Source organism: Pseudomonas sp. WS 5011 (assembly GCF_012985775.1).
Lineage (GTDB): Bacteria > Pseudomonadota > Gammaproteobacteria > Pseudomonadales > Pseudomonadaceae > Aquipseudomonas > Aquipseudomonas peli.
In genome coordinates this window covers 245,997-265,550 of the sequence record NZ_JAAQXA010000001.1, presented here as the reverse complement: position 1 = coordinate 265,550, position 19,554 = coordinate 245,997, and the positions used below count along the sequence as shown (strand labels likewise).

Genomic DNA, 19,554 nt, shown 5'->3' with positions numbered 1-19,554 from the left:
CTTAAACGTTCTCTACAGCAAACGCTGAAGTGATTGGTTCTAGCGCACTACTCGGCAGCTTGTGCGGTGCTTCGATACGTTCTTTTAGCTTTTCGGTGAACTCGACAGCTGAAGCCTGATCCTTGAAGTTAAGCTTTATAGCCCCGGTGTTTACTAACCATTTCTCGCCGTCTTCTATCACCATCTTTGAAATCGAGATTTCCATGCCAGTTCCTCTCGCGAATTGAATCGAACCGTGAGTTTTAGGCAAAAAAAGACCAACAAACGTCGGTCAAATCTTAATTTAGGAGGAGCACCTGATGAGCATCAGATGAGGCCATATTCTCTCCAGATTGTTGCATGCGTGTGACGAGTTCAGATCCATTCGTCTGCGGCTCATTCTCTGCAACCAATCCGTAATAATTGTCTACTACCTTGCCGTCTTCACTCGAGGGCAAGATTTTGAACCGCAACGCACGCAAAACGTTAACCACCATTGCTGAACACAACGAAGACGCAGCCATTGCACTTATGCGCGCTGCAGAACGTACAGGTGATCAAGTCCTTCGGCAGCAGATGCTCAGGGTTATTCATCAGCTGAACGAGGATGCCCTTGACCTCAGATCCATCCGTGACGATTCCATGTCGTCATCTCGGAAGCTTGCTTGATTAGCCAGCCTTTAAGGCTCACGCCCTGCGCCTGCAGGAGCGCCCGCTATCGTTCCTTCCTCATGCCCAGGCTAAGCATGTGCTTCGCCATACCTTCGCTTATCACTTCGTCATCACTGGCGGGAACATTCTGACCCTGCAGAAGGTGTTTGGTCATGCGTCCGTCACCATGACCATGCGCTATGCACATCTGGCACAGGATCACCTGCAGGAAGCTTTGCGCTGCAATCCAATCTTCGACACTTTCTCGACGCCGACCTAGGCCAGAAAGCAAAAAGCCCCGAAATCTTTTTAGAAATCAGGGCTTTATAACTGCGATTTGGAGCGGGCGATGGGAATCGAACCCACAGCTCTAGCTTGGGAAGCTAGGGTATTACCACTATACGACGCCCGCAGCGGGTGCCTTTATACCGGAAGTCTTGGCCGAAATGAAGCCTGCAGCGTGGCTATCTGTGGCTGGGCGCTGCAGGCTTGGCGCATAGCGGTGGTTCATACGGCTATCGCGTGGTGCAGGTCGTGCTGTGGACGGTTGCTGGAGCTGATGCGTGCCGGGGCCTGCAGGAACTTGAGCATGACGGACTGACTCTGCAGCCAGGCCTTCTTGTGCTCCATGTCGAGAAAGTGCCCGGTGTTGTCGATAGTGGCGAACTGGCAGTCACTCAGGTACTTGGCAAACACGCGCACGTCATCCGGAGAGGTGTATTCGTCGTGCTCGCCGTTGATAAACAGCAGCGGGATGTCGATGGCCGCCAGGCATTCCATCTGGCAGTGGTTGTCCATATGCACCACCTGGTTGATGTGCGCGTGCAACTGCAGGTATTCGTGGCTGTCGAGGCTGCTGATATGGCGATGGTTGTAGCGCTTGAACAGGGAGGGTAGGTATTTGCCGATGGTGCTGTTGACCAGCTGGCCGACCTTTTCGCCGTCGATGGCCTGCAAGTGGGTCATGCCTTTTTCCAGGTAATCAAGCATCGGCTCATTCAGCAGGGGCGAGAAGGAGGTGATCACCGCCTTTTCGATACGCGCCGGGCGTTGCGCCAGAGCGAGCATGGCGGCGACGCCACCCCAGGAGAACGACAGCAGGTAGTTGACCTGAAACTGTTCGATCAGCTCCAACAGGATGGTGGCTTCATTTTCCTTGCTGATCGGCCGGCTATGGCTGTTGTGCGGCTTGGACTGGCCGGCGTAGGGCTGATCGTAAAGCACCACATTGAACTGTGGTTGCAGGTACTTGATGGTTTGCGCAAAGGCGGCGGTGGTGGCCAGCGAGCCGTTGATCAGGATGATGGTCTTGCGCGCGCTGGGGTTGGCATAGAACTCCGTGTGTACCTTGAACGTCCTGTGTATATCGACGACAGCGGTGGCTGGCTTCATGTCGTTTCCTCCTGGCGCAAAAGTGGGCATGGCAAAACGGCGAGGCCGTTAAACCGGGCTAAGCAGGACAATCAGGAAAGCGCCTGGACGTGACAGCAAGATGTCAGGCTGGAGGATTTTATAAGTTATTTATTTTCAATCAGTTAGGGCTGAAATAGAGCATCCGTCCACGACCTTTTGGCAGGTGTGGAGAGGCGTCTTTGACCAGGCAGGAACCCATTTCGCGCAGTGCGCAAGTAACCGAGAGAACGCTTAGATGGCTTTAGTGACTGATAGGTCACGATAAGACCTTATGGTTCGATTTAAGCAGCCGCGTTCGGGCTGGCGCAAGTGAATATTGGGATATCGAATAACCGTTTGTCGGTTAGCTAGCTAAGTATGTGACTTGAGCACGAACTGCCTAGAGGGTGCTTACAAACGTAGCGAGCGATGGTCAGGCAAGGCGAAATCAGCCGAGAAAGCGGAGTGTACGGGTTGTACATGAGCATTTTGAGACGCCGCGTCCCGGGCTGATTTCAACGCAGCATGGCCGAGCGCAGTAATTTGTAAGCACCCATCTTAGATGCAGGCGATTTCCGCTGTCGTCAGGGCGCGGTACTGGCCGGGGGCCAGCTGCGAGTCGAGTTGGATGGCGCCCATGCTTAGGCGGTGCAGGCCGGTGACCTTGTTCTGAAAGTGGCCAAACATGCGCTTGACCTGATGGTAGCGGCCTTCGTGCAGAGTCAGCAGGGCGCTGTGGCTATCGAGAATGACCAGTTCGGCGGGCAGGGTGGTGAGGTCTTCATAGGCGAAGTACAGGCCATGGGCGAACACTTTAATGTACTCCGGGCTGATCGGCTGTTCGGTCTCGACGCGGTAGACCTTGCCCAGGCGGCTGCGCGGCTCGGTGAGGCGGCGCGACCATTGGCCATCGTTGGTGATCAGCAGCAGGCCGCTGGTATTCAGGTCCAGGCGGCCGGCCAGGTGCAGGTCGGCTGTGTCCGGTTCATCGAGCAAATCCAGCACGGTGCGGTGCTGCTCATGCGCGGTGGCGCTGACCACGCCGATGGGTTTGTGCAGCATGAAATAACGTGCGGCTTTGCCGGCTTGCAGCAGCTCGCTATCGACCTCGATTCGACTGAACTGGCTGACTTCGCACAGGCCATCGCAAACCACAGCACCGTCCACTTGCACGCGGCCGCTGGCAAGCAGTTGGCGGGCGGCTTGGCGATTGAGCTGGGGCAGGTTGCTGAGAAAACGATCGAGGCGCATGGCTAGCTGTTTGCTGGCGGGGTTTCAGGTGGCAAGCCCTGAGTGCAGCGTGGGCACAGGCAGCTGCGGTTGCGCTGTTCGGGCGGCAGCTTGGCCAGCTGCGCGGCATCGACCGGCACGCTAAAACACCAGCACTCGGTTACCGGTGCGTCGGCGTCAGCCTGGGCGCACTGGTTAAGCTGCCCGCAGCAGGGGCAGCGGTTGGTGTCATCACTCACGCGATTTCTTCACACAGGCGGTTGCGGCCGCCCTGCTTGGCCCGATAAAGGGCGCGGTCGGCGCGGGTGATCAGCTGCTCCAGGGATTCATCGGTATGCAATTGCGCCAGGCCGATACTGGTGGTGATGCGCAGCTGCGCGCCGTTGAAGCTGATGCTGCTTTGCTCGGTTTGCTGGCGGATTTTCTCGCCCAGCTCGCGAGCCTGCTCGGGTGTGGTGTCCTTGAGCAGCAGGATAAATTCCTCGCCACCCCAGCGGCAGATGATGTCGGACTGACGCAGGGTGCTGCGCAGGTCGCTGGCAAAGCGACGCAGCACTTCATCACCGGCCATATGGCCATGGCTGTCGTTAAGTTGTTTGAAGTTGTCCAGGTCGAGCATCAGGGCGCACAGCGCGCTTGGGCTGCGCCGGGCTTCCTGCACGGCCTGATTGGCTAGCAGGTCAAAGCCACGGCGGTTGGGCAGCTCGGTCAGCAGGTCGGTGGTGGCCAGCGCGCTGATGCGTCGCTGATAGCGGCGCAGCACCAGGCTCACCAGGCTGATAACGATCACAGTGACCACCAAGCAAATCAGCAGATTGAGGTACAGCGATTTGCGGATGCCAGCGACCGCGCCGTCCTCATGCTTGTCGACAAACAGGTACCAGTTCAGCTCAGGGATAAATCGCACATTGAGGAAGTGATCGCGGCCGTGTTCCTGATACTCGAAGTCGCCGCTTTGTGGGTGCGGCAGCTTGGCCTGCAGCTCTTCCAGGCCGGGGATTTCACTGAGGGACTGACCAACCCGCGCGCCCATCGGCCCGCCGTTGGCGCCGGTGAGCACCAGCCGACCATTGGTGTCGACAAAGAACACGCTGCGCTCATAGCGCTGCTGGTAGGTGTCGATCAGTTTGACCACTGCATCCACGGTCAGGCCGACGCCGGTGGCGCCGATAAAGCGCTGCTCGTAATCGAACACCTTGTAATTGATAAACACGGTCATGCGGTCGTCGTTGGCCATGTCGACGTCGACATTGATCTCGTATGGGGTCTGCATGTCGCGCACGCGGAAATACCAGTCATCGCGTGGCTCGTTTTCCTGCACCTGCTTGAGCACGCCCTTGGCCTGGTAGTAGGTGTGGGTTTTCTCCGAGACGAAGAAGCTGGTCACCGTGGCATAATGCTCCTGCACTTCACGCAGGTAGCGGGTGATCTGCTCAGGATCCTTCTCGCCGCCCAGCACCCAGTCGCGTACGTAGGTGTCGCGAGACATCATCGAGGAAATCAGGATGGGCCGAACCAGGTCCTTCTGGATTTCCGAGTAGACGTTATCCGATGTCAGCGGCAGTTCGGTGTTGATGATCCCGGCGCGGATCGAATCCAGAGCGGTGTAGTAACTGGCCAGGGAGGTGGCCAGGAAGCCACAGCCGAGCAGAACCAGCAGCAGCGCAATCAAGGACCATTGGCGGGTCAGCGGGGACGGATGAGGCATGCAAGGCTCTGCTGGTTAAATAATCGCCGCATTGTAGCGTTCGGCAACCGCCCGCGCTGCTGAAACATCGGCTCCTGGCTGATTTGCCAGCAGCCATGGTGCTTGCTGCGCCAGGCCTTGAGGACTAAGGTGGCGGCGACCAGACCGTTGAAAAAACTTTGGCGAGGCAGCCAGCGCAAGGCAAAAACAGGCGAGAAGCGGAGTTTACGAGCTGTAAATGAGCATTTGAGCCTGTTTTTAACGCCGCGATGGCAACGTAGGTAGTTTTTCAACATCTGGTACACGAAGAGTCTCCTTGGTGACCCGTACGCTGCTCGTACGCCTTGCTGATCTGCCCCTGACCGCAGTCCTTTCAGCACACCGAGCCCCCATGCCCAGCGCGCCTGCCAGCTATCGCATCAAATATTCCACCCTGAGCATCGGGCTGGAGGATTTTCACTTGTGTTCCCTGCGCGACAAACAGCAGTTCGCTGACCTCGACGGCCTGGCGGCAAAAGCCGGAATCTCCTCGGCCACCTGGTCGCTGTTCGGTCAGCTGTGGCCAGCCGGTGAAGTGCTGGCGCAAACCCTGAGCGGCATGTCGGTGGATGGGCTGCGCATTCTTGAGCTGGGCTGCGGCCTGGGGCTGACCAGCCTGGTGCTGCAGCGCCTGGGGGCGGATATCACCGCCAGCGACTACCACCCGCTGGCCGGCGAGTTTCTGCTGCGCAATGCCGCGCTTAATCAACTCGAACCAGTGCCCTATCAGAGCTGCGACTGGGCCGAGGACTATCAGCAGCTGGGCCTGTTTGATCTGGTGATCGGCAGCGATCTGCTTTACGAGCGCGACCATCCCAGCCTGCTGGCCGGGTTTATCGACCGCCATTGCAACCGCCACGCGGCGGTGCTGATTGTCGACCCTGGTCGCGGCAACAGCGCGCGGTTTTCCCGGCATATGCTGGAGCACGGCTACCTGCAGCTGGCCGATAGCCTGAATCTGCTGGATAACCCGGATGCGCCCTTTAAGGGGCGCATCCTCAGTTACCGGCGTTAGCCCCTCAGGCTTCTTCCAATACCACTACGCGCTGGCCCGCACGCACCGGCGAGCCTGGCTGCACGCGCACTTCGCGCACCACGCCATCGCGCGGGGCGAACAGGGGGATTTCCATCTTCATCGACTCCAGAATCACCAGCACATCACCGGCTTTGACCTGGTCGCCTTCACTCACCTGCACCTGCCAGAGGTTGCCGGCAATATGGCTGTCGATGCTGTGCAGGCCGGCGCCGAGCGGGGCGTCTTCGCCGAGATCGGCGGCCACTTCCTCGCTCTCGAAATGCGCCTGACCGGATTCGATCCAGCGCTGACGTTCGGCGTCGAAGGCGGCGCGCTGCTGGTTGCGGAAGGCCTCAATGCCCTCGGCCTCACGGTCGAGAAAGGTCTGGTAATCGGCCAGGGCCAATTCGCTGTGCTCAATACGCAAGTCATAGCGGCCCAGGGGGAAGTCACGGCGGATACGCAGTAGTTCGTCCGCCGAGACCGGGTAGAAGCGGATCTGGTCGAAGAAACGCAGCAGCCAGGGCTTGCCGTCAAAGGCGGCGACTTCGCGGTAGCGGTTCCACATCTGCAGGGTACGGCCGACGAACTGGTAACCGCCGGGGCCTTCCATGCCGTACACGCACATGTAGGCGCCGCCGATGCCCACCGAGTTCTCGGCGGTCCAGGTGCGCGCCGGGTTGTACTTGGTGGTGACCAGGCGATGGCGCGGATCCAGCGGCGTAGCCACCGGCGCGCCGAGGTAAACGTCGCCCAGGCCCATCACCAGATAGCTGGCTTCAAAGACCGTTTTGTACACCTCATCGAGATTGGGCAGGTCGTTGATGCGGCGGATAAATTCCAGGTTGCTTGGGCACCAGGGCGCATCCTTGCGCACCGTGGTCATATATTTCTCGATCGCCAACTGGCAGGCCGGGTCATCCCAGGACAGCGGCAGATGGACGATGCGCGACGGCACGCGCAGGTCCTGTGCGGCGCACACGGCGTCCCATTCGCCGGCGACTATGCCGAGCAGATCGTTAAGGGCCAGGGTTTCCGGCTGGTAATGCACCTGCAGCGAGCGAATGCCTGGAGTTAGGTCGATCACCCCAACCAGCTGCTTGGCTTCCAGCGCCTGCATCAGCGCATGGCCACGGAAGCGCAGCACCAGATCCAGCTCCGCCGCGCCGATCTCCAGCAGCAGATGGGTGTCGCCGGACAGGCGCGCGACCAGACGTTTATCGGCTTGGCCGATATCGAGAACGATGGGGGAGGTGAGGTCATGGGCTTGTGTAGGAGCGAGCTTGCTCGCGATCAGCGATACAGAAGGATCGCCAGCAAGCTGGCTCCTACAGAGATCTGCGCACTCGAGATTGTTGGCTTTAGCCAATTGCCGTGCGACTTCAATACAAACCGGCGCAAAGCGCACCTTGTTGCCTGCTTTCAGCTGCCCCAGCTGCCAAAGGTCCGCCTCGATAATCGTCACCGGGCAAACAAAGCCGCCCAGGCTCGGACCGTCCGGACCGAGGATCACCGGCATGTCGCCGGTAAAGTCCACCGCGCCGATGGCGTAGGGGTTATCGTGGATATTGGAGGGGTGCAGGCCGGCTTCGCCGCCGCTGTCGCGTACCCACTCAGGTTTTGGCCCGATCAGGCGAACGCCGGTGCGGCTGGAGTTGAAGTGCACCTCCCAGTCGGTGGCGAAAAAGGTCTCGATATAGGCTGGAGTGAAGTATTCCGGCGCGCCGTGGGGGCCGTAGATCACACGAATTTCGCGCACGGCTGGCAGCGCGCTGCACAGATCGGCGGGCAGTTGCGCACCGGCTTGGCGGTCGGTCAGTGCCGGGATATGCAGTACATCACCGGCGCGCAGGGCGCGGCCGCCGTGGCCGCCGAACTGGCCGAGGGTAAAGGTGCTTTTGCTGCCGAGATAATCCGGCACCTGCACACCACCGCGTAGGCTTAGATAGCTACGTGCCCCCGCGCCGGCAATGGTGCCAAGGCTCAAGGTGCTGCCTGCTTTGATCAGCAGCGCGGTATTCAGTGGCTGCTCGCTACCATCGACGCTTAGCGGAATAGGCGCGCCGGTGACCGCCACCACTGCATGGGTGTTAAAGCGCAGGGTCGGGCCGCTCATGGTGATTTCCAGGCCGGCGGCATCTGCCGCGTTGCCCAGCAGACGATTACCCAGGCGCAGGGCGCGGCTGTCCATCGGCCCGGATGGCGGTACGCCGACGGCCCAGTAGCCAAGGCGGCCGGGGAAGTCCTGCACGGTGGTCTGGGTGCCGGCGCTTAACACTTCAAAGGTCGTGGCTTGGTAATTCAAATTTTCCAGGCAGCGGGTCCAGGGGTTGCCGCTGGCGAACGGTGCGTCAGTGAGGATTTGCCGCAGGTACTGGCTATTGGTTTCCACGCCATACAGCAGGGTATCGGCCAGAGCCTGACTAAGCGCGCTGCTTGCAGCTTCGCGGCTGTCGGCCCAGGTGATGACCTTGGCGATCATCGGGTCAAAGTAGGGCGGGATTTCGCAGCCGGCTTCGACCCAGGTATCAATACGCAGTGCTTTGCCATCGGCCTTGGGGAAGTCCACGGCGGTAAGCAGGCCTGGGCTTGGTTGGAAGTCGCGGCCCGGATCTTCGGCGTACAGGCGCGCTTGAATGGCATGGCCGCTGGGTTTCAGGCCCTGGGCCAGCTCGCTCAGCGGAGCCAGATCGCCGGCCGCCAGTTCGATCATCCAGCGCACCAGGTCGACGCCCCACACCTGTTCGGTAACGCCGTGCTCGACTTGCAGGCGGGTGTTTACCTCAAGGAAATAGAAGCGCGCTGCCTCGCTGTCGTAGACAAACTCCACGGTGCCGGCGCTGCGGTAGCTGACCGCCTTGGCCAGCTTGATCGCTGCGGCGCACAACTCTTCGGCCATGCCGACCGGCAGGTTGGGTGCCGGGGTTTCTTCCAGCACCTTCTGGTTGCGCCGCTGCACCGAGCAGTCGCGTACGCCGAGGGCCAGCACTTCGCCGCGACCATCGCCAAATACCTGCACCTCCAGATGGCGTGCACGCTGGATGTATTTCTCGATAAACACGCCGCTGTCGCTGAAGTTGTTCTGCCCCAGGCGTTTGACCGCCTCGAATGCATCACTCAGCTCGGCGGCGCTGTTGCATACGCGCATACCGATACCGCCACCGCCGGCGGTGCTTTTCAGCATCACCGGGTAACCCACCTGTTCGCCCGCGACCAGCGCAGCGTCGAGGTTTTCCAGTAATTCGGTGCCTTCAAGCATCGGTACGCCGTGCTGTTTGGCCAGGGCGCGGGCGGTGTGTTTAAGGCCGAATACCCGCAGCTGCTCCGGCGTTGGGCCGACAAAGGCGATCCCGGCGGCTTCGCAGGCTTCGGCGAAGGCGGCGTTTTCCGAGAGAAAACCGTAACCGGGGTGGATCGCGGTGGCGCCGCTCTGTTTGGCCACGGCGAGAATCTTCTCGACCACCAGGTAGGTGTTGGCTGCCGGGCCTTCGCCCAGGCTGTGCGCTTCGTCCGCCTGCTGGATATGCAGGCTGGCAGCGTCTGCTTCGGAGTAGACGGCCACGCCCTGTACATCAAGGGCGCGTAGCGTACGCAGGATGCGGCAGGCGATGGCGCCACGGTTGGCGATCAGCAGTTTGTTGAACATTCGAGGTGTCCTCGAAGGGGCGGGCCGTCCCGCGGTATTCGGTCTGCACCACGGTCGTCCGTGGTTGAAAGGCGTTTACTCGCTCTTCGCTCAGGGGCGAAGGGCGGCCATCAATCCCACACCAGCACTTCAGCCGGAGTCGGGTTGTAGCCGTTGCACGGGTTGTTCAGTTGCGGGCAGTTGGAGATCAGTACGATCACGTCCATATGCGCCTTGAGCTCGACGTATTTGCCGGCGGCGGAGATGCCGTCTTCAAAGGTCAGGCCGCCTTCGGGCGTTACCGGCACGTTCATAAAGAAATTGATGTTGGCGCTGATATCGGCTTTGTTCAGGCGGCCGTCGTGCAGGCTGGCGCGCAGAAAGTTGTCGCGGCAGCTGTGCATATAGCGCTTGTCCAGGGCGTAGCGCACGGTGTTGCTCTCCTGGGCGCAGGCGCCGCCGAGGGTGTCGTGACGGCCACAGGTGTCGGCGCTGATGGTCAGCATCGGCTGGCCCAGGTTGGAATACAGCACGCTGCCGGTGGTCAGGTACACGCGGTTCTGTTTGCGCAGGGTGCGTTGCACGTCATAGCGCTCGCGCGGGTTGCGCGCTGAATAGAACAGCGTATCGACCGCCTGGTTACCTTCCAGATCGAGCAGGCGCAGGGTCTGGCCGGCTTTTACTTCGCAGAGAAAGGGTTCGCCAGCGGCGATGGTGGCGCGGTACACCGCAGCTTCCGGGTGCTTGTCGCTTGAGATAAGAGTCATGCTGGCCGGCCTCAGATATACAGACGTTCGGTGTTATGGAAGCCACGGGCGTTTTCCGGGCGCGAGGTGCGGCACAGCACGCTGATGCCGTCGCTTTCGACCTTGTGCCAGCTCAGTTGCAGCGGCTTGGGCGCATACACGGGATTGGGGTCCATGGGGTGTTGCAGGGCGGTGAGTACCACCAGGGTGTCCATCGGCGCGTACAGCTCGATGTAGTCGCCGGCCTTGGAATTGCCCGACTGGAAGTGGAAGCAGCCGTCGCTGTCGACCGTCACCTTGCTGAACAGGTTGAGGCACATCAGCAGGTCTTGCAGATTGAGGTTCCACTTGCCCATTTCCACCAGCAGGTTGTCCACGCCGTTGCGGAAGAAGCCGTTGCGCAGTTGCTGATAGTTGCCGTTGCCGTACTTCTCCTGCACCTCGGTGGCGTTGAGTACGCCGCCGAAGCTGTCATGCCAGCCGCAGGTATCGGCGGTGATGGCAGCGAGCACACGGCCCATGTCCGAATAAAGGCAGTGGCCGGCGGTGAGCTTGGCGGTGTGCTGGGATTTGAGGCTGTCGGGCAGGTTTAGCCGCTCACTTTTCTCGGCTGCGTTTAGCAGCAGCAGGCTGGCATTGGCACCGCCTTCGAGGTCGGTAATGCGCAGCAATTGGCCGCGCTTGAGGACAAAGGAGGTATGGCCGCCGCCGGGAACGAGCTCTTCGTAGAGCGTGGGGCGCAGGCTTAATGAGGCAGTCATTGGGTGCTCCTACAGGGCCGGTTGCAGATTGCCGGCGATATGCGCGGGCAACGCTTCGACGGCGGCGCGGGTGGCGCGGCGGTCGCTGTTCAGGGGGATGTCGTAGGTAATGCGCGCGCCGAAGGCGTTCGGTGCGTGCGGATCAATGCGGGTCTTGTCGAACACCAGCAGGCGGGTGCCGAGGCTGAAGCCCTCGCTCAGGTCATGGGTGACCATAAATACGGTGAGCTTGGTTTCGTGCCACAGCTCCAGCAACAGGCCGTGCATGTCCTTGCGGATGCCGGGGTCGAGGGCGCCGAAGGGCTCATCGAGCAGCAGCACGCGCGGCTTCATGATCAGCGCCTGGGCGATGGCCAGGCGTTGCTGCATGCCGCCGGAGAGCTGGCTGGGGTATTTGTCCAGGGCGTGGCCGAGGCCGACTTTCTGCAGAATCACCGCCGCCTGTTCGCGGGCGTCGCGCTTGGCGGCGCCAAACAGTCGGCCGAGCAATTTCGAGCGCGGCAACTCCAGGCCGATGGCGACGTTGTCCAGCACCGTCAGGTGCGGGAACACCGAGTAGCGCTGAAATACCACGCCACGGCTGCTATCGGGCTCGGCAGCCAGCGGCTCACCACCGAGCAGAATCTCGCCCCGGCTGGCGCGCTCCTGACCGAGCAGCAGGCGCAGAAAGGTCGATTTACCGCAGCCGGACGCGCCGACCAGGGTGCAGAACTCGCCTTCATTGATGCTCAGATTCAGGCGCTCCAAAACAACCTGGTCGCCGTACTCCTGCCAGACGTTTTTCACTTCGATAAAGGCGCTCATGCTTTCGCTCCCTCGTACCAGGGGAAGCACATGCGGATGGTCTGGCGCAGGCCCAGGTCCATCAGCCAGGCGAGCAGGGTGATCCACACCACGTAGGGCAGGATCACGTCCATGGCCATATAGCGGCGCACGAGGAAGATCCGGTAGCCCAGGCCATCGGTGCTGGCGATGGCCTCGGCGGCAATCAGAAATAGCCAGGCTGAGCCAAGTACCAGACGCAGGGCGATCAGCAGGCGCGGTAGCAGTTGCGGCAACACCACGCGCAGGATCAGGGTCCAGGTGCTGGCACCGAGGGTTTGCGCCTTGATCAGGATTTCTTGAGGAATTTCGCGGGCGCGCTGTTCCAAATCACGGGCCAGGATCGGGGTGATGCCGATGACGATCAACATCACCTTGGACAACTCGCCGAGGCCGAAGACGATAAACAGGATGGGCAGGATCGCCAGTGGCGGCACCATCGACAACACCGTCAGCAGCGGCGACAACGGCGCGCCGAACAGCGGAATGATGCCCGCCGCGATACCCAGGCACAGCCCAGCGAGGGCGGCAATGCCGATACCCATGGCCAGGCGTGTCAGGCTGGCGGCGCTGTCCTGCCAGAACAGGTAGTTGCCGCTGCGCTTGTCCTCGGTAAAGGCCAGGCGATCAACCGCCGCGGCCATCTGACTGGCGCTGGGCAGCAGTTTGTCGTTGGGGTTATCAGCCAGGCGTTGTGCCGAGCCTGCGAAATAGGCGAACAGCAGCAGGGCGAAGGGCAGCAGGATCAGCAGCAAGCGACCGCTGCGATCCGGGTGGCGGTTGATCAGGCGCATAGAGTGTTCTCGTGTGGCTTGGGCCCACTCCCCCGAACCCTCTCCCGCAAGCGGGAGAGGGTAGGGAAGGCGTTACAGCGTGCCGTCAGCTGCCATCTGCATATAGCTCGGATCAAAGCGCAGTTTGAGGTTGCCCTTGTCACCGGTGACCACGCCTTTGGCGAAGCTCATGCCGATGGCGTTGGCACTTTGTGCACCTTCGCCGAGCAGGCCGTGGCCAAAGGAGAACTCCGCGACTTTGGTCATGGTGGCCGGTAGTTTCGGGCTTGTGGCGAAGGCCACGGCGTCTTTGGCCGAATAGAACATTTTGGTCGCTGCCAGCTGCGCTTCGTAGCCCGCCAGATCAGTACCGGAGGCTTTGGCCATATGCTCGCGAGCCGCCTTGCCGGCCGGGGTGTCGGCACTCATGGTGGCCATGATTTCGTACCAGGCACCGGTCAGCGCTTTGCCGAAGGCCGGGTTGTCCTTGAGGGTGTCGCTGTTGACCACCATCAGGTCGATGATTTCACCGGGGATCTGGCTGGAATCGAACACCTTTGTCACGTTGGGCGTGGCTTCGATTTCGGCCAGCAGCGGGTTCCAGGTGGTCACGGCGGTGACGTCGCTGGTGGAGAAGGCGGCGACCATGTCGGCGTCGGAGGTGTTGACCACTTTCAGGTCTTTCTCGCTGAGGCCGGCTTTTTCCAGGCCGCGCGCCAGCAAGTAGTGGGACACAGACAGCTCAACCAGGTTGACGTTCTGGCCCTTGAGGTCACCCAGGGTTTTCTTCTCGCCCTTGAGCACGACGCCGTCGTTGCCATTGGAGAAGTCGCCGATGATCAGCGCGGTGCTGTCCACGCCGCCAGCGGCCGGAATGGTCAGGGCATCCATATTGGTCATGGTGCAGCCATCAAACTGGCCGGCGCTGTATTGGTTGATCGACTCGACGTAATCGTTGATCTGCACAACATCAATATTGATGTCGTACTTCTTCGCCCACTTGTCGACGATGCCTTCGGCGGCACCATATTCCCACGGCATCCAGCCGGCGTAGATGGTCCAGCAGACGCTGAAGTCGGATTTCGGCGCCGCATAGCTGTTGACGCTGATGGCAGCGGCCAGGCCGGCGGCGAGTACTGAACACAGACGGGACTTACGCATGGTGGAACCTCCAGTTCGAAAATGGGCGGGCAGGAGTGCGCGGCGGTTCCCCCACGAGTGGGGCGCGTTCTCCCGGGCTTTTATCCCGCCGTGTAACCTCGAAGGAGGTCGCCAACTCTCGGACCAGTCACCCGCAGATCTGTTGATCGCGGATCGGAACCCTAGTCAGCTATTGCAAATTGTGGTGCCGCGATCCCGCCGCAGCGGGTTGTTCCTGCACAGATTGGTTATTGCGAACATCGTGCCAGCTCAACCAGGCCCCATGGGCTCGCGGGTTTTGCCCGCGCCAGTCCAGGGCTGTGCGCCCTGGCGGTGCGTGTGAGCATCGGCGTGCTGCATTGCAGGGCGCTGCGTGTTACAGGTTTTTCTCGGCAGCCATCTGCATATAGCTGCCATCAAAACGCAACAGGATGTTGTCGGCATTGCCCAGGCTGCGCTCCCCGCTGAAGGCGATGCCGAGCTTATCCAGACCCTTGCCGTCGTGGCCGAGCAGCTTCTGCTGATCGGCGAACTGGGCGACCCGCTGCATCAGCTCGGGCATCTTGTTGGCGCGGGCAAAAGCCAGCGCATAACGCGGCGAATAGAACGAACGCAGGGTGTCGAGTTGCTGGCTGAAATCCTCCGGCGTGGTGCCGGCGGCGCTGGCCATCTTCGCCCGTGCGGCGCGCCCAGCATCGGTGGGCATGCCCATCAGGCGCTGGGTTTCGAACCAGGCGCCGGTCAGCGCCTTACCCAGCTCCGGGTGTGCGGCGAGGACCTTGCTGTTGACCACGGTGAGGTCGACGATCTCGCCGGGAATCAGGTTGGAGCTGAACACCTGGCTGACCTGGGCCTGCTGCTTGATCTTGGCCAGAATCGGGTTCCAGGTGATCACGGCGTCGCCCTGGCCGCTGAGGAAGGCTTCGGCAATCTGCGTGTCGGACACGTGCTGGATGGTCACATCCTCAGGCTTGAGCAGGGCCCATTCCAGGGCGCGGCTGAGCAGGTAATGCGATACCGAGTTCTCCACCAGCAGCACGGTCTTGCCCTTGAGGTCCTTCAGGGTCAGGCCCGGGCCGCGTAGCAGAATGGCATCCGCACCGTTGGAGAAGTCGCCGATGATCAGTGCGGTAGAGTCGACGCCTGCGGCAGCTGGGATGGTCAGCGCATCCATATTGGTCATCGAGCAGGCATCGAATTCGCCGGCCGTGTAACGTTCAATCGAGCCGACATAATCCGGCACTTCGCTGACTTCGATACGGATGCCGTACTGATCCGCCCATTTCTTCACGATGCCTTCGCTGGCGGCATAACCCCAGGGCATCCAGCCGGCAAAGATCGACCAGCACAGTTTGAAGGTTTTCGGCTCACTCGCAGCAGTGGCCGGTTGCAGCAGCAGGGCGGCGAGCAGACAGGTGGCAGTCAGGCGGGCGAGCAGGGTGGATAGCGGCATGGGTAACCTCGGGTCAGTCAGCGGGAACAGGAAAGCGAACAGCAGTGCTGTGCGTTCTCCCGGGCTTTTATCCCGCCGTGTAACCCCTTGGCCGTGGCCACTGCGTGAGGTCGTCGACTCTCGGACCAGCCATTCGCTGCAGGCATTGCTCAGCGAACCGGAACCCTAGTCGACCATTGCAGATTGTCTGGCTGCAAGCTGCTTGCCGCCGTACGCATTTCCTTTATGCGTAGAACGCTAAGCGAGGACTGTGCCAGGTTGGTGTGTGTCAGCTGGCACGACGGACAATAGAGCACCGAAATAATTTGTCATGAAATCTGCTAAGCCGGTGCGACGCACTGGATGGCATGGCCTGTTGTCTATTCATTGGGAGCAATCCCTGGCAGCGACAACGGTCGCTGCCGCACCCGCGGTCGAAGGAGGCCGCTATGTCATACAAATCCATGCTGCTGGCGTTGTTGGTTTTGTCTTTAAGCGGTTGTGCGGTCTATGGCGGTGGCAGTGGTTATGGCCACCGTGGTTATGATCGCGGCCATTCGCATACCTATTACCAGGTGCAGCGCTACCCGGTTTATGTGGTGCCGCAGCCGCAACGCTACAGGGCCTATCACCATGATGGGCGACGCTACGATGATCACCGCCACGCACCGCGTTACTACGTGCCTGCACCGCAGCCGCGCCATTACCAAACACACCAATATCAGAAGCGCCACGATTACCGCATTGTGCAACCGCACGCTGGCTGGGATGGCCGCCGTGACCATTACCGTAACCAGCAACAGCGTCATGATGCCCAATGGGGTGGAGAACGCCGTGGTGGTGATCGGCGCGATGAGCGTAAAGGTTGGGAGCGGCAGCGCAACTGACCACCCTCTCGAGGCGCACTACGAATCCGGCTCGCCTTCAAGTTGACGGCCGAAGAGTCGATCTTCGGCCAGTATCTCTTCCCGCATGGCCTGCGCCGCTGGTGACAGGCTATGCCCTGCGCGGCTGATGAGGGCGTAGGCGGATTGCTCGGTCAATGCACCTGCTTCCAGCGGCAGGCGGGCCAGGCGACCTGTCTGGATATCCTCGGCCACCACATCCCACGGCGCCATGCTTAGCACGTCGCTTTCAGCCACTAGTGTTTTGAGCACCATAAAGTTGTCGCATTGAATGCTCAGCGGCTGCTCGCGCCCGCTGAGTGCACTAAGGCTGCGCGCCACCGCCAGTGGCAGTTGGGTGCCTGCCAAGGGGTAATCGAGTAGATCGTGCATGCGCAGTGTTGTGTGGGCCAGCAGCGGATGGCCGGGGCGGCAGAACAGCACCCCGTTGTGGCGCTGCAGTGGTTCGATGCACAGCAGTGGGTCACCGATTAGCTCGCGGCTGTCGGCGACAAACAGCTCCAGGGCGTCATCCAGCAGGCTGCTGCGCAGGTCCAGCCAGTTACTGATCTGCAGGTTGACCCGCACCCGTGGATAGCGCAGCGCCATGCGACCCACTGCGCGTGGTATCAGGCGCGCGGCCGGGTAGGGGCCGGCGCCCAGGCGCAGTTCTCCGGTTTGCAGATTACCCAACTGGCTGACGGCGTTTTTCAACGCCTGGCTGCCAGCCAGCAGACGCTGGGCGTGCTCCAGTACCAGTTGGCCGTGGGTGGTCAGGCTGATGCCGCGGCTGTGGCGGTCGACCAGGTTGCAACCGAGGCTGCTTTCCAGCGCCTGGATGCTGCGACTCAGGGCGGGCTGGCTGAGGTGCACGGCCTCGGCAGCACGGGCGAAATGGCCGTGTTCGGCGAGGGCGACAAAATGGCGAAGCTGACGAAGGTCATTCATGCGCTGATTGCATCATTTATTGATTTGGAATGCATTGGAATTATTGCTGTTGCTTGGCCACTCTTCCCACACAGCCAATAACAATGAGCGACTCGCATGTTTTTACTGAATCGAACTGCCGCCGTGCTGCTGAGCCTGGCATTACCCCTGGTCAGCCAGGCCTCCCTGCCTGAGGAAGAAATCCGTCCGTCGATCAACCCGGAGCTGGCCGAGCACACCAAACACTTCGCGCAGAAGGTCTATAAGGTGGCCGGCAACGTCTATTCCGCTGTCGGCTGGCAGCTGGGTAACGTGGCGATGATCGAGGCCCCGGAAGGGCTGATCATCATTGACACCGGTGAGTCGGTCAGCGAGTCGCGCAAGATCATGGCCGAGTTCCGCAAGATCAGCGACAAACCGGTCAAGGCGGTGGTCTATACCCACTTCCACCCGGACCATATCAATGGCGTGAAGGCTTTCGTCACGGAAGAGCAGGTGCGCAGTGGCGAGGTGCAAATCATCGCCCACGACACCCTGCTGGCCAATGTGGTGGCGCAGGGGGCGTTGGTCGGGCCGATTCTCTCGGTGCGTTCCGGCTACAGCTTCGGTGCGGCGCTGCCGGCCAGTGACCATGAACAGATGAACGCCGGGATCGGCCCGCTGGCCAAGGCCGAGGCGTCGACCTTTATCGCCCCGACCCTGACCTTCAAGGATAAGCTCGACACCCGCATTGCCGGCCTGGATCTGCAGTTTCTGCATGTGCCCAGCGAAGCGCCGGATGAGATCATCGTCTACCTGCCGGATAACCGCGTGTTGATCAGTGCCGAGGTGGAGCAGGGGCCGACCTTGCCGAATATCCACACCCTGCGCGGCACCAAGTTCCGCGACCCGGTGGTGTGGGTCGACAGCCTGGACAAGCTGCGCGCCTATAAGGCCGAACATATGGTGCCGCTGCATGGTCGTCCGGTCAGCGGCCAGCAGCAGGTCGAGGAAGTGCTGCGCATGACACGCGACGGCATCGCCTATATCCATGATCAGACTGTGCGCTGGATGAACAAGGGCCTGACCCCGGACGAGCTAGTCGAGAAGGTCAAGCTGCCGCCACACCTGGCTGGCTACACGCCTTACCTGCGCGAGTACTACGGCACCGTTAAACACAGCGTGCGACAGATCTACAACGGTTACTTGGGCTGGTTCCAGGGTGACCCGGTGGCCCTCGATCCGCTGCCGCCAAAAGATAAAGCCGAGCGCCTGATTGCGTTGATGGGCGGTCGGGAAAAACTGCTGCTGGCCGCCGGTGAGGCCTACCTCAAGGGTGATTATCAATGGGCTGCCGAGCTGTCCAGCTACGCCATTCAGGTGGACAACGAGGACGCGCTGGCCCGCGATATCAAGGCCCGCAGCTTCCGTAAGCTCGGCTATGCCAGCATGAACATCAACTGGCGCAACTGGTACCTGATGAGCGCCATGGAGTTGGAAGGCAAGCTGGCCGGTGAGGATGTCCAGCAAATGGCCGTGAGCATGCGCAGTGCCTTTCTCTCGGCGGACATGCTGAAAACCTTTCCTGCGCGAATCTTCCTGCAAAACTGGATTACCCGGGTCGACCCGGAAAAGGCCAATGATGTCGAGTTGACCCTAGGTTTCAGCTTTCCGGATATCGGCGAGCAGTGGGCGCTGGAAGTGCGGCGCGGTGTAGTACAGCTGCACCAGGGCATTCCCGAAGGCACCACGCTCAAACTGACCCTCGACAAGACGTATCTGGACACCGTAATGAGCGGCGAGAACGGTTTGCTCAAGGGCGCCTTGTTGGGCGATGTGCAGGTCGATGGCAGCTTGCTGGAGATCAAGACCTTCCTTGGCTGCTTTGACTTCAGCGATACGCCGATTGCCCTGACCCTGCGTTGAGTGAGGAGTTGTGTGACCCGACCAAAGTGCGGACGCGCTGGTGCCACGATCAAGGCAAACTAATCAGGCTTTTCACCTGGCTTATTTCGCTGATTAAGGAGTGATGGATGCCTGTTCTGATATTCGCCAAAGGCGCGCTGGCCGCGTTCTGGCTGCTGGCGCTGCTCAACCTGCTCTACCCCATGGGTGAGGGCTGGTACCTGGCCGTCAACCTGATTGCCGGCGGCATGTTGCTGGCACATCTTGGCGAGCTGCTGCTGTTCAAAGCCCGCCTGGTCGGTCAGCCGCAGCCCTGGTTGCAGCGGGTGCAGGTGCTGCTGTTTGGCTTTGTGCATTTGCAGGGATTGGCCCGCACCTAAGTTGTTGATTTTTGCCTCCCGATCAACGGTCGCTTACCTGCAACAGGTAATGCGACCGTTATCGCAAACAGCCTGTTCCCCATCGGCGAATTGCCCACGCAGCGGCTGTGGACATTGTGTTTTGTGCCCATGCCCCGCACCATGACGGCCGTCGTGCTGCCGGTACTTTTCCAGTGCTGTGCCTAAA

At 60.8% G+C, this 19,554-nt stretch carries 19 protein-coding genes, 1 tRNA gene, 1 pseudogene and 2 riboswitches; of the genes and pseudogenes, 6 read left to right on the top strand and 15 right to left on the bottom strand.

What is annotated here, in order from left to right:
* Position 1: 1 nt before the first annotated feature.
* Positions 2 to 205, bottom strand: coding sequence for a hypothetical protein (locus tag HBN63_RS01260; protein ID WP_160088066.1), 204 nt, complete (start codon positions 203 to 205; stop codon positions 2 to 4).
* Positions 206 to 441: 236 nt separating this feature from the next.
* Between HBN63_RS01260 and HBN63_RS21795 the strand changes: the two genes are divergently transcribed.
* Positions 442 to 648, top strand: a complete 207-nt coding sequence (locus HBN63_RS21795; protein WP_241693784.1) for a hypothetical protein — start codon at positions 442 to 444, stop codon at positions 646 to 648.
* Positions 649 to 703: 55 nt separating this feature from the next.
* Positions 704 to 910, top strand: a pseudogene (locus HBN63_RS01255) (tyrosine-type recombinase/integrase); the annotation flags it as partial.
* Between the two features lie 58 nt (positions 911 to 968).
* On the opposite strand, the gene HBN63_RS01250 reads toward HBN63_RS01255, so the two are convergent.
* The 6 genes from HBN63_RS01250 to HBN63_RS01225 form a co-directional block, all read right to left on the bottom strand.
* Positions 969 to 1,042, bottom strand: a tRNA-Gly gene (locus HBN63_RS01250).
* A gap of 95 nt (positions 1,043 to 1,137) precedes the next feature.
* Positions 1,138 to 2,022, bottom strand: coding sequence for an alpha/beta hydrolase (locus HBN63_RS01245; RefSeq protein WP_170048086.1), 885 nt, complete (start codon positions 2,020 to 2,022; stop codon positions 1,138 to 1,140).
* A 558-nt stretch (positions 2,023 to 2,580) separates the two neighbouring features.
* Positions 2,581 to 3,273 carry a 16S rRNA pseudouridine(516) synthase gene (locus tag HBN63_RS01240; protein WP_170048085.1) on the bottom strand — a complete coding sequence of 231 codons (693 nt, stop codon included), beginning with the start codon at positions 3,271 to 3,273 and terminating at the stop codon, positions 2,581 to 2,583.
* 2 nt (positions 3,274 to 3,275) lie between these two features.
* Positions 3,276 to 3,491: a cysteine-rich CWC family protein gene (locus tag HBN63_RS01235; protein WP_170048084.1), complete on the bottom strand. Its 216-nt coding sequence runs from the start codon at positions 3,489 to 3,491 to the stop codon at positions 3,276 to 3,278.
* Positions 3,488 to 4,960 (bottom strand): sensor domain-containing diguanylate cyclase, encoded by a 1,473-nt coding sequence (locus HBN63_RS01230; protein WP_170048083.1) that lies wholly within the window; start codon positions 4,958 to 4,960, stop codon positions 3,488 to 3,490. The genes HBN63_RS01235 and HBN63_RS01230 overlap by 4 nt, the downstream gene beginning before the upstream one ends.
* Positions 4,939 to 5,244, bottom strand: a complete 306-nt coding sequence (locus HBN63_RS01225; protein ID WP_170048082.1) for a hypothetical protein — start codon at positions 5,242 to 5,244, stop codon at positions 4,939 to 4,941. The genes HBN63_RS01230 and HBN63_RS01225 overlap by 22 nt, the downstream gene beginning before the upstream one ends.
* 86 nt (positions 5,245 to 5,330) lie before the next feature.
* Between HBN63_RS01225 and HBN63_RS01220 the strand changes: the two genes are divergently transcribed.
* A complete protein-coding gene (locus HBN63_RS01220; protein ID WP_170048081.1) occupies positions 5,331 to 5,993 on the top strand; it encodes a methyltransferase domain-containing protein in 663 nt (220 codons plus the stop codon).
* Between the two features lie 4 nt (positions 5,994 to 5,997).
* Here HBN63_RS01220 and uca read toward each other — a convergent pair whose 3' ends face one another.
* The 7 genes from uca to HBN63_RS01185 form a co-directional block, all read right to left on the bottom strand.
* The gene (uca, locus tag HBN63_RS01215; protein ID WP_170048080.1) at positions 5,998 to 9,639 is read right to left on the bottom strand and encodes an urea carboxylase; all 3,642 of its coding nucleotides are present in this window, start codon (positions 9,637 to 9,639) and stop codon (positions 5,998 to 6,000) included.
* A gap of 110 nt (positions 9,640 to 9,749) precedes the next feature.
* Positions 9,750 to 10,385 (bottom strand): urea amidolyase associated protein UAAP2, encoded by a 636-nt coding sequence (locus HBN63_RS01210; protein ID WP_170048079.1) that lies wholly within the window; start codon positions 10,383 to 10,385, stop codon positions 9,750 to 9,752.
* An 11-nt stretch (positions 10,386 to 10,396) separates the two neighbouring features.
* Positions 10,397 to 11,125, bottom strand: a complete 729-nt coding sequence (locus HBN63_RS01205) for an urea amidolyase associated protein UAAP1 (RefSeq protein ID WP_170048078.1) — start codon at positions 11,123 to 11,125, stop codon at positions 10,397 to 10,399.
* Positions 11,126 to 11,134: 9 nt separating this feature from the next.
* Positions 11,135 to 11,929 (bottom strand): ABC transporter ATP-binding protein, encoded by a 795-nt coding sequence (locus tag HBN63_RS01200; protein ID WP_170048077.1) that lies wholly within the window; start codon positions 11,927 to 11,929, stop codon positions 11,135 to 11,137.
* A complete protein-coding gene (locus HBN63_RS01195; protein ID WP_170048076.1) occupies positions 11,926 to 12,741 on the bottom strand; it encodes an ABC transporter permease in 816 nt (271 codons plus the stop codon). Before HBN63_RS01195 ends, HBN63_RS01200 begins: the two co-directional genes overlap by 4 nt.
* Before the next feature lie 72 nt (positions 12,742 to 12,813).
* Entirely contained in the window at positions 12,814 to 13,881 is a 1,068-nt protein-coding gene (locus HBN63_RS01190; RefSeq protein WP_170048075.1) for a putative urea ABC transporter substrate-binding protein, read from the bottom strand.
* Between the two features lie 67 nt (positions 13,882 to 13,948).
* Positions 13,949 to 14,057: riboswitch (guanidine-I (ykkC/yxkD leader) on the bottom strand.
* A 179-nt stretch (positions 14,058 to 14,236) separates the two neighbouring features.
* Positions 14,237 to 15,313: a putative urea ABC transporter substrate-binding protein gene (locus tag HBN63_RS01185; RefSeq protein ID WP_170048074.1), complete on the bottom strand. Its 1,077-nt coding sequence runs from the start codon at positions 15,311 to 15,313 to the stop codon at positions 14,237 to 14,239.
* A gap of 54 nt (positions 15,314 to 15,367) precedes the next feature.
* Positions 15,368 to 15,493: riboswitch (guanidine-I (ykkC/yxkD leader) on the bottom strand.
* Positions 15,494 to 15,741: 248 nt separating this feature from the next.
* Between HBN63_RS01185 and HBN63_RS01180 the strand changes: the two genes are divergently transcribed.
* Positions 15,742 to 16,179, top strand: a complete 438-nt coding sequence (locus HBN63_RS01180; RefSeq protein ID WP_170048073.1) for a hypothetical protein — start codon at positions 15,742 to 15,744, stop codon at positions 16,177 to 16,179.
* An 18-nt stretch (positions 16,180 to 16,197) separates the two neighbouring features.
* Here the strand turns inward: HBN63_RS01180 and HBN63_RS01175 are convergent, their stop codons facing one another.
* The gene (locus tag HBN63_RS01175; protein WP_160088036.1) at positions 16,198 to 17,124 is read right to left on the bottom strand and encodes a LysR substrate-binding domain-containing protein; all 927 of its coding nucleotides are present in this window, start codon (positions 17,122 to 17,124) and stop codon (positions 16,198 to 16,200) included.
* Between the two features lie 96 nt (positions 17,125 to 17,220).
* On the opposite strand from HBN63_RS01175, the gene HBN63_RS01170 reads away from it, so the two are divergent.
* Positions 17,221 to 19,008, top strand: a complete 1,788-nt coding sequence (locus HBN63_RS01170) for an alkyl sulfatase dimerization domain-containing protein (RefSeq protein ID WP_170048072.1) — start codon at positions 17,221 to 17,223, stop codon at positions 19,006 to 19,008.
* 107 nt (positions 19,009 to 19,115) lie between these two features.
* Positions 19,116 to 19,367 (top strand): DUF1145 domain-containing protein, encoded by a 252-nt coding sequence (locus HBN63_RS01165; protein ID WP_170048071.1) that lies wholly within the window; start codon positions 19,116 to 19,118, stop codon positions 19,365 to 19,367.
* The last annotated feature ends 187 nt before the right edge of the window (positions 19,368 to 19,554 follow it).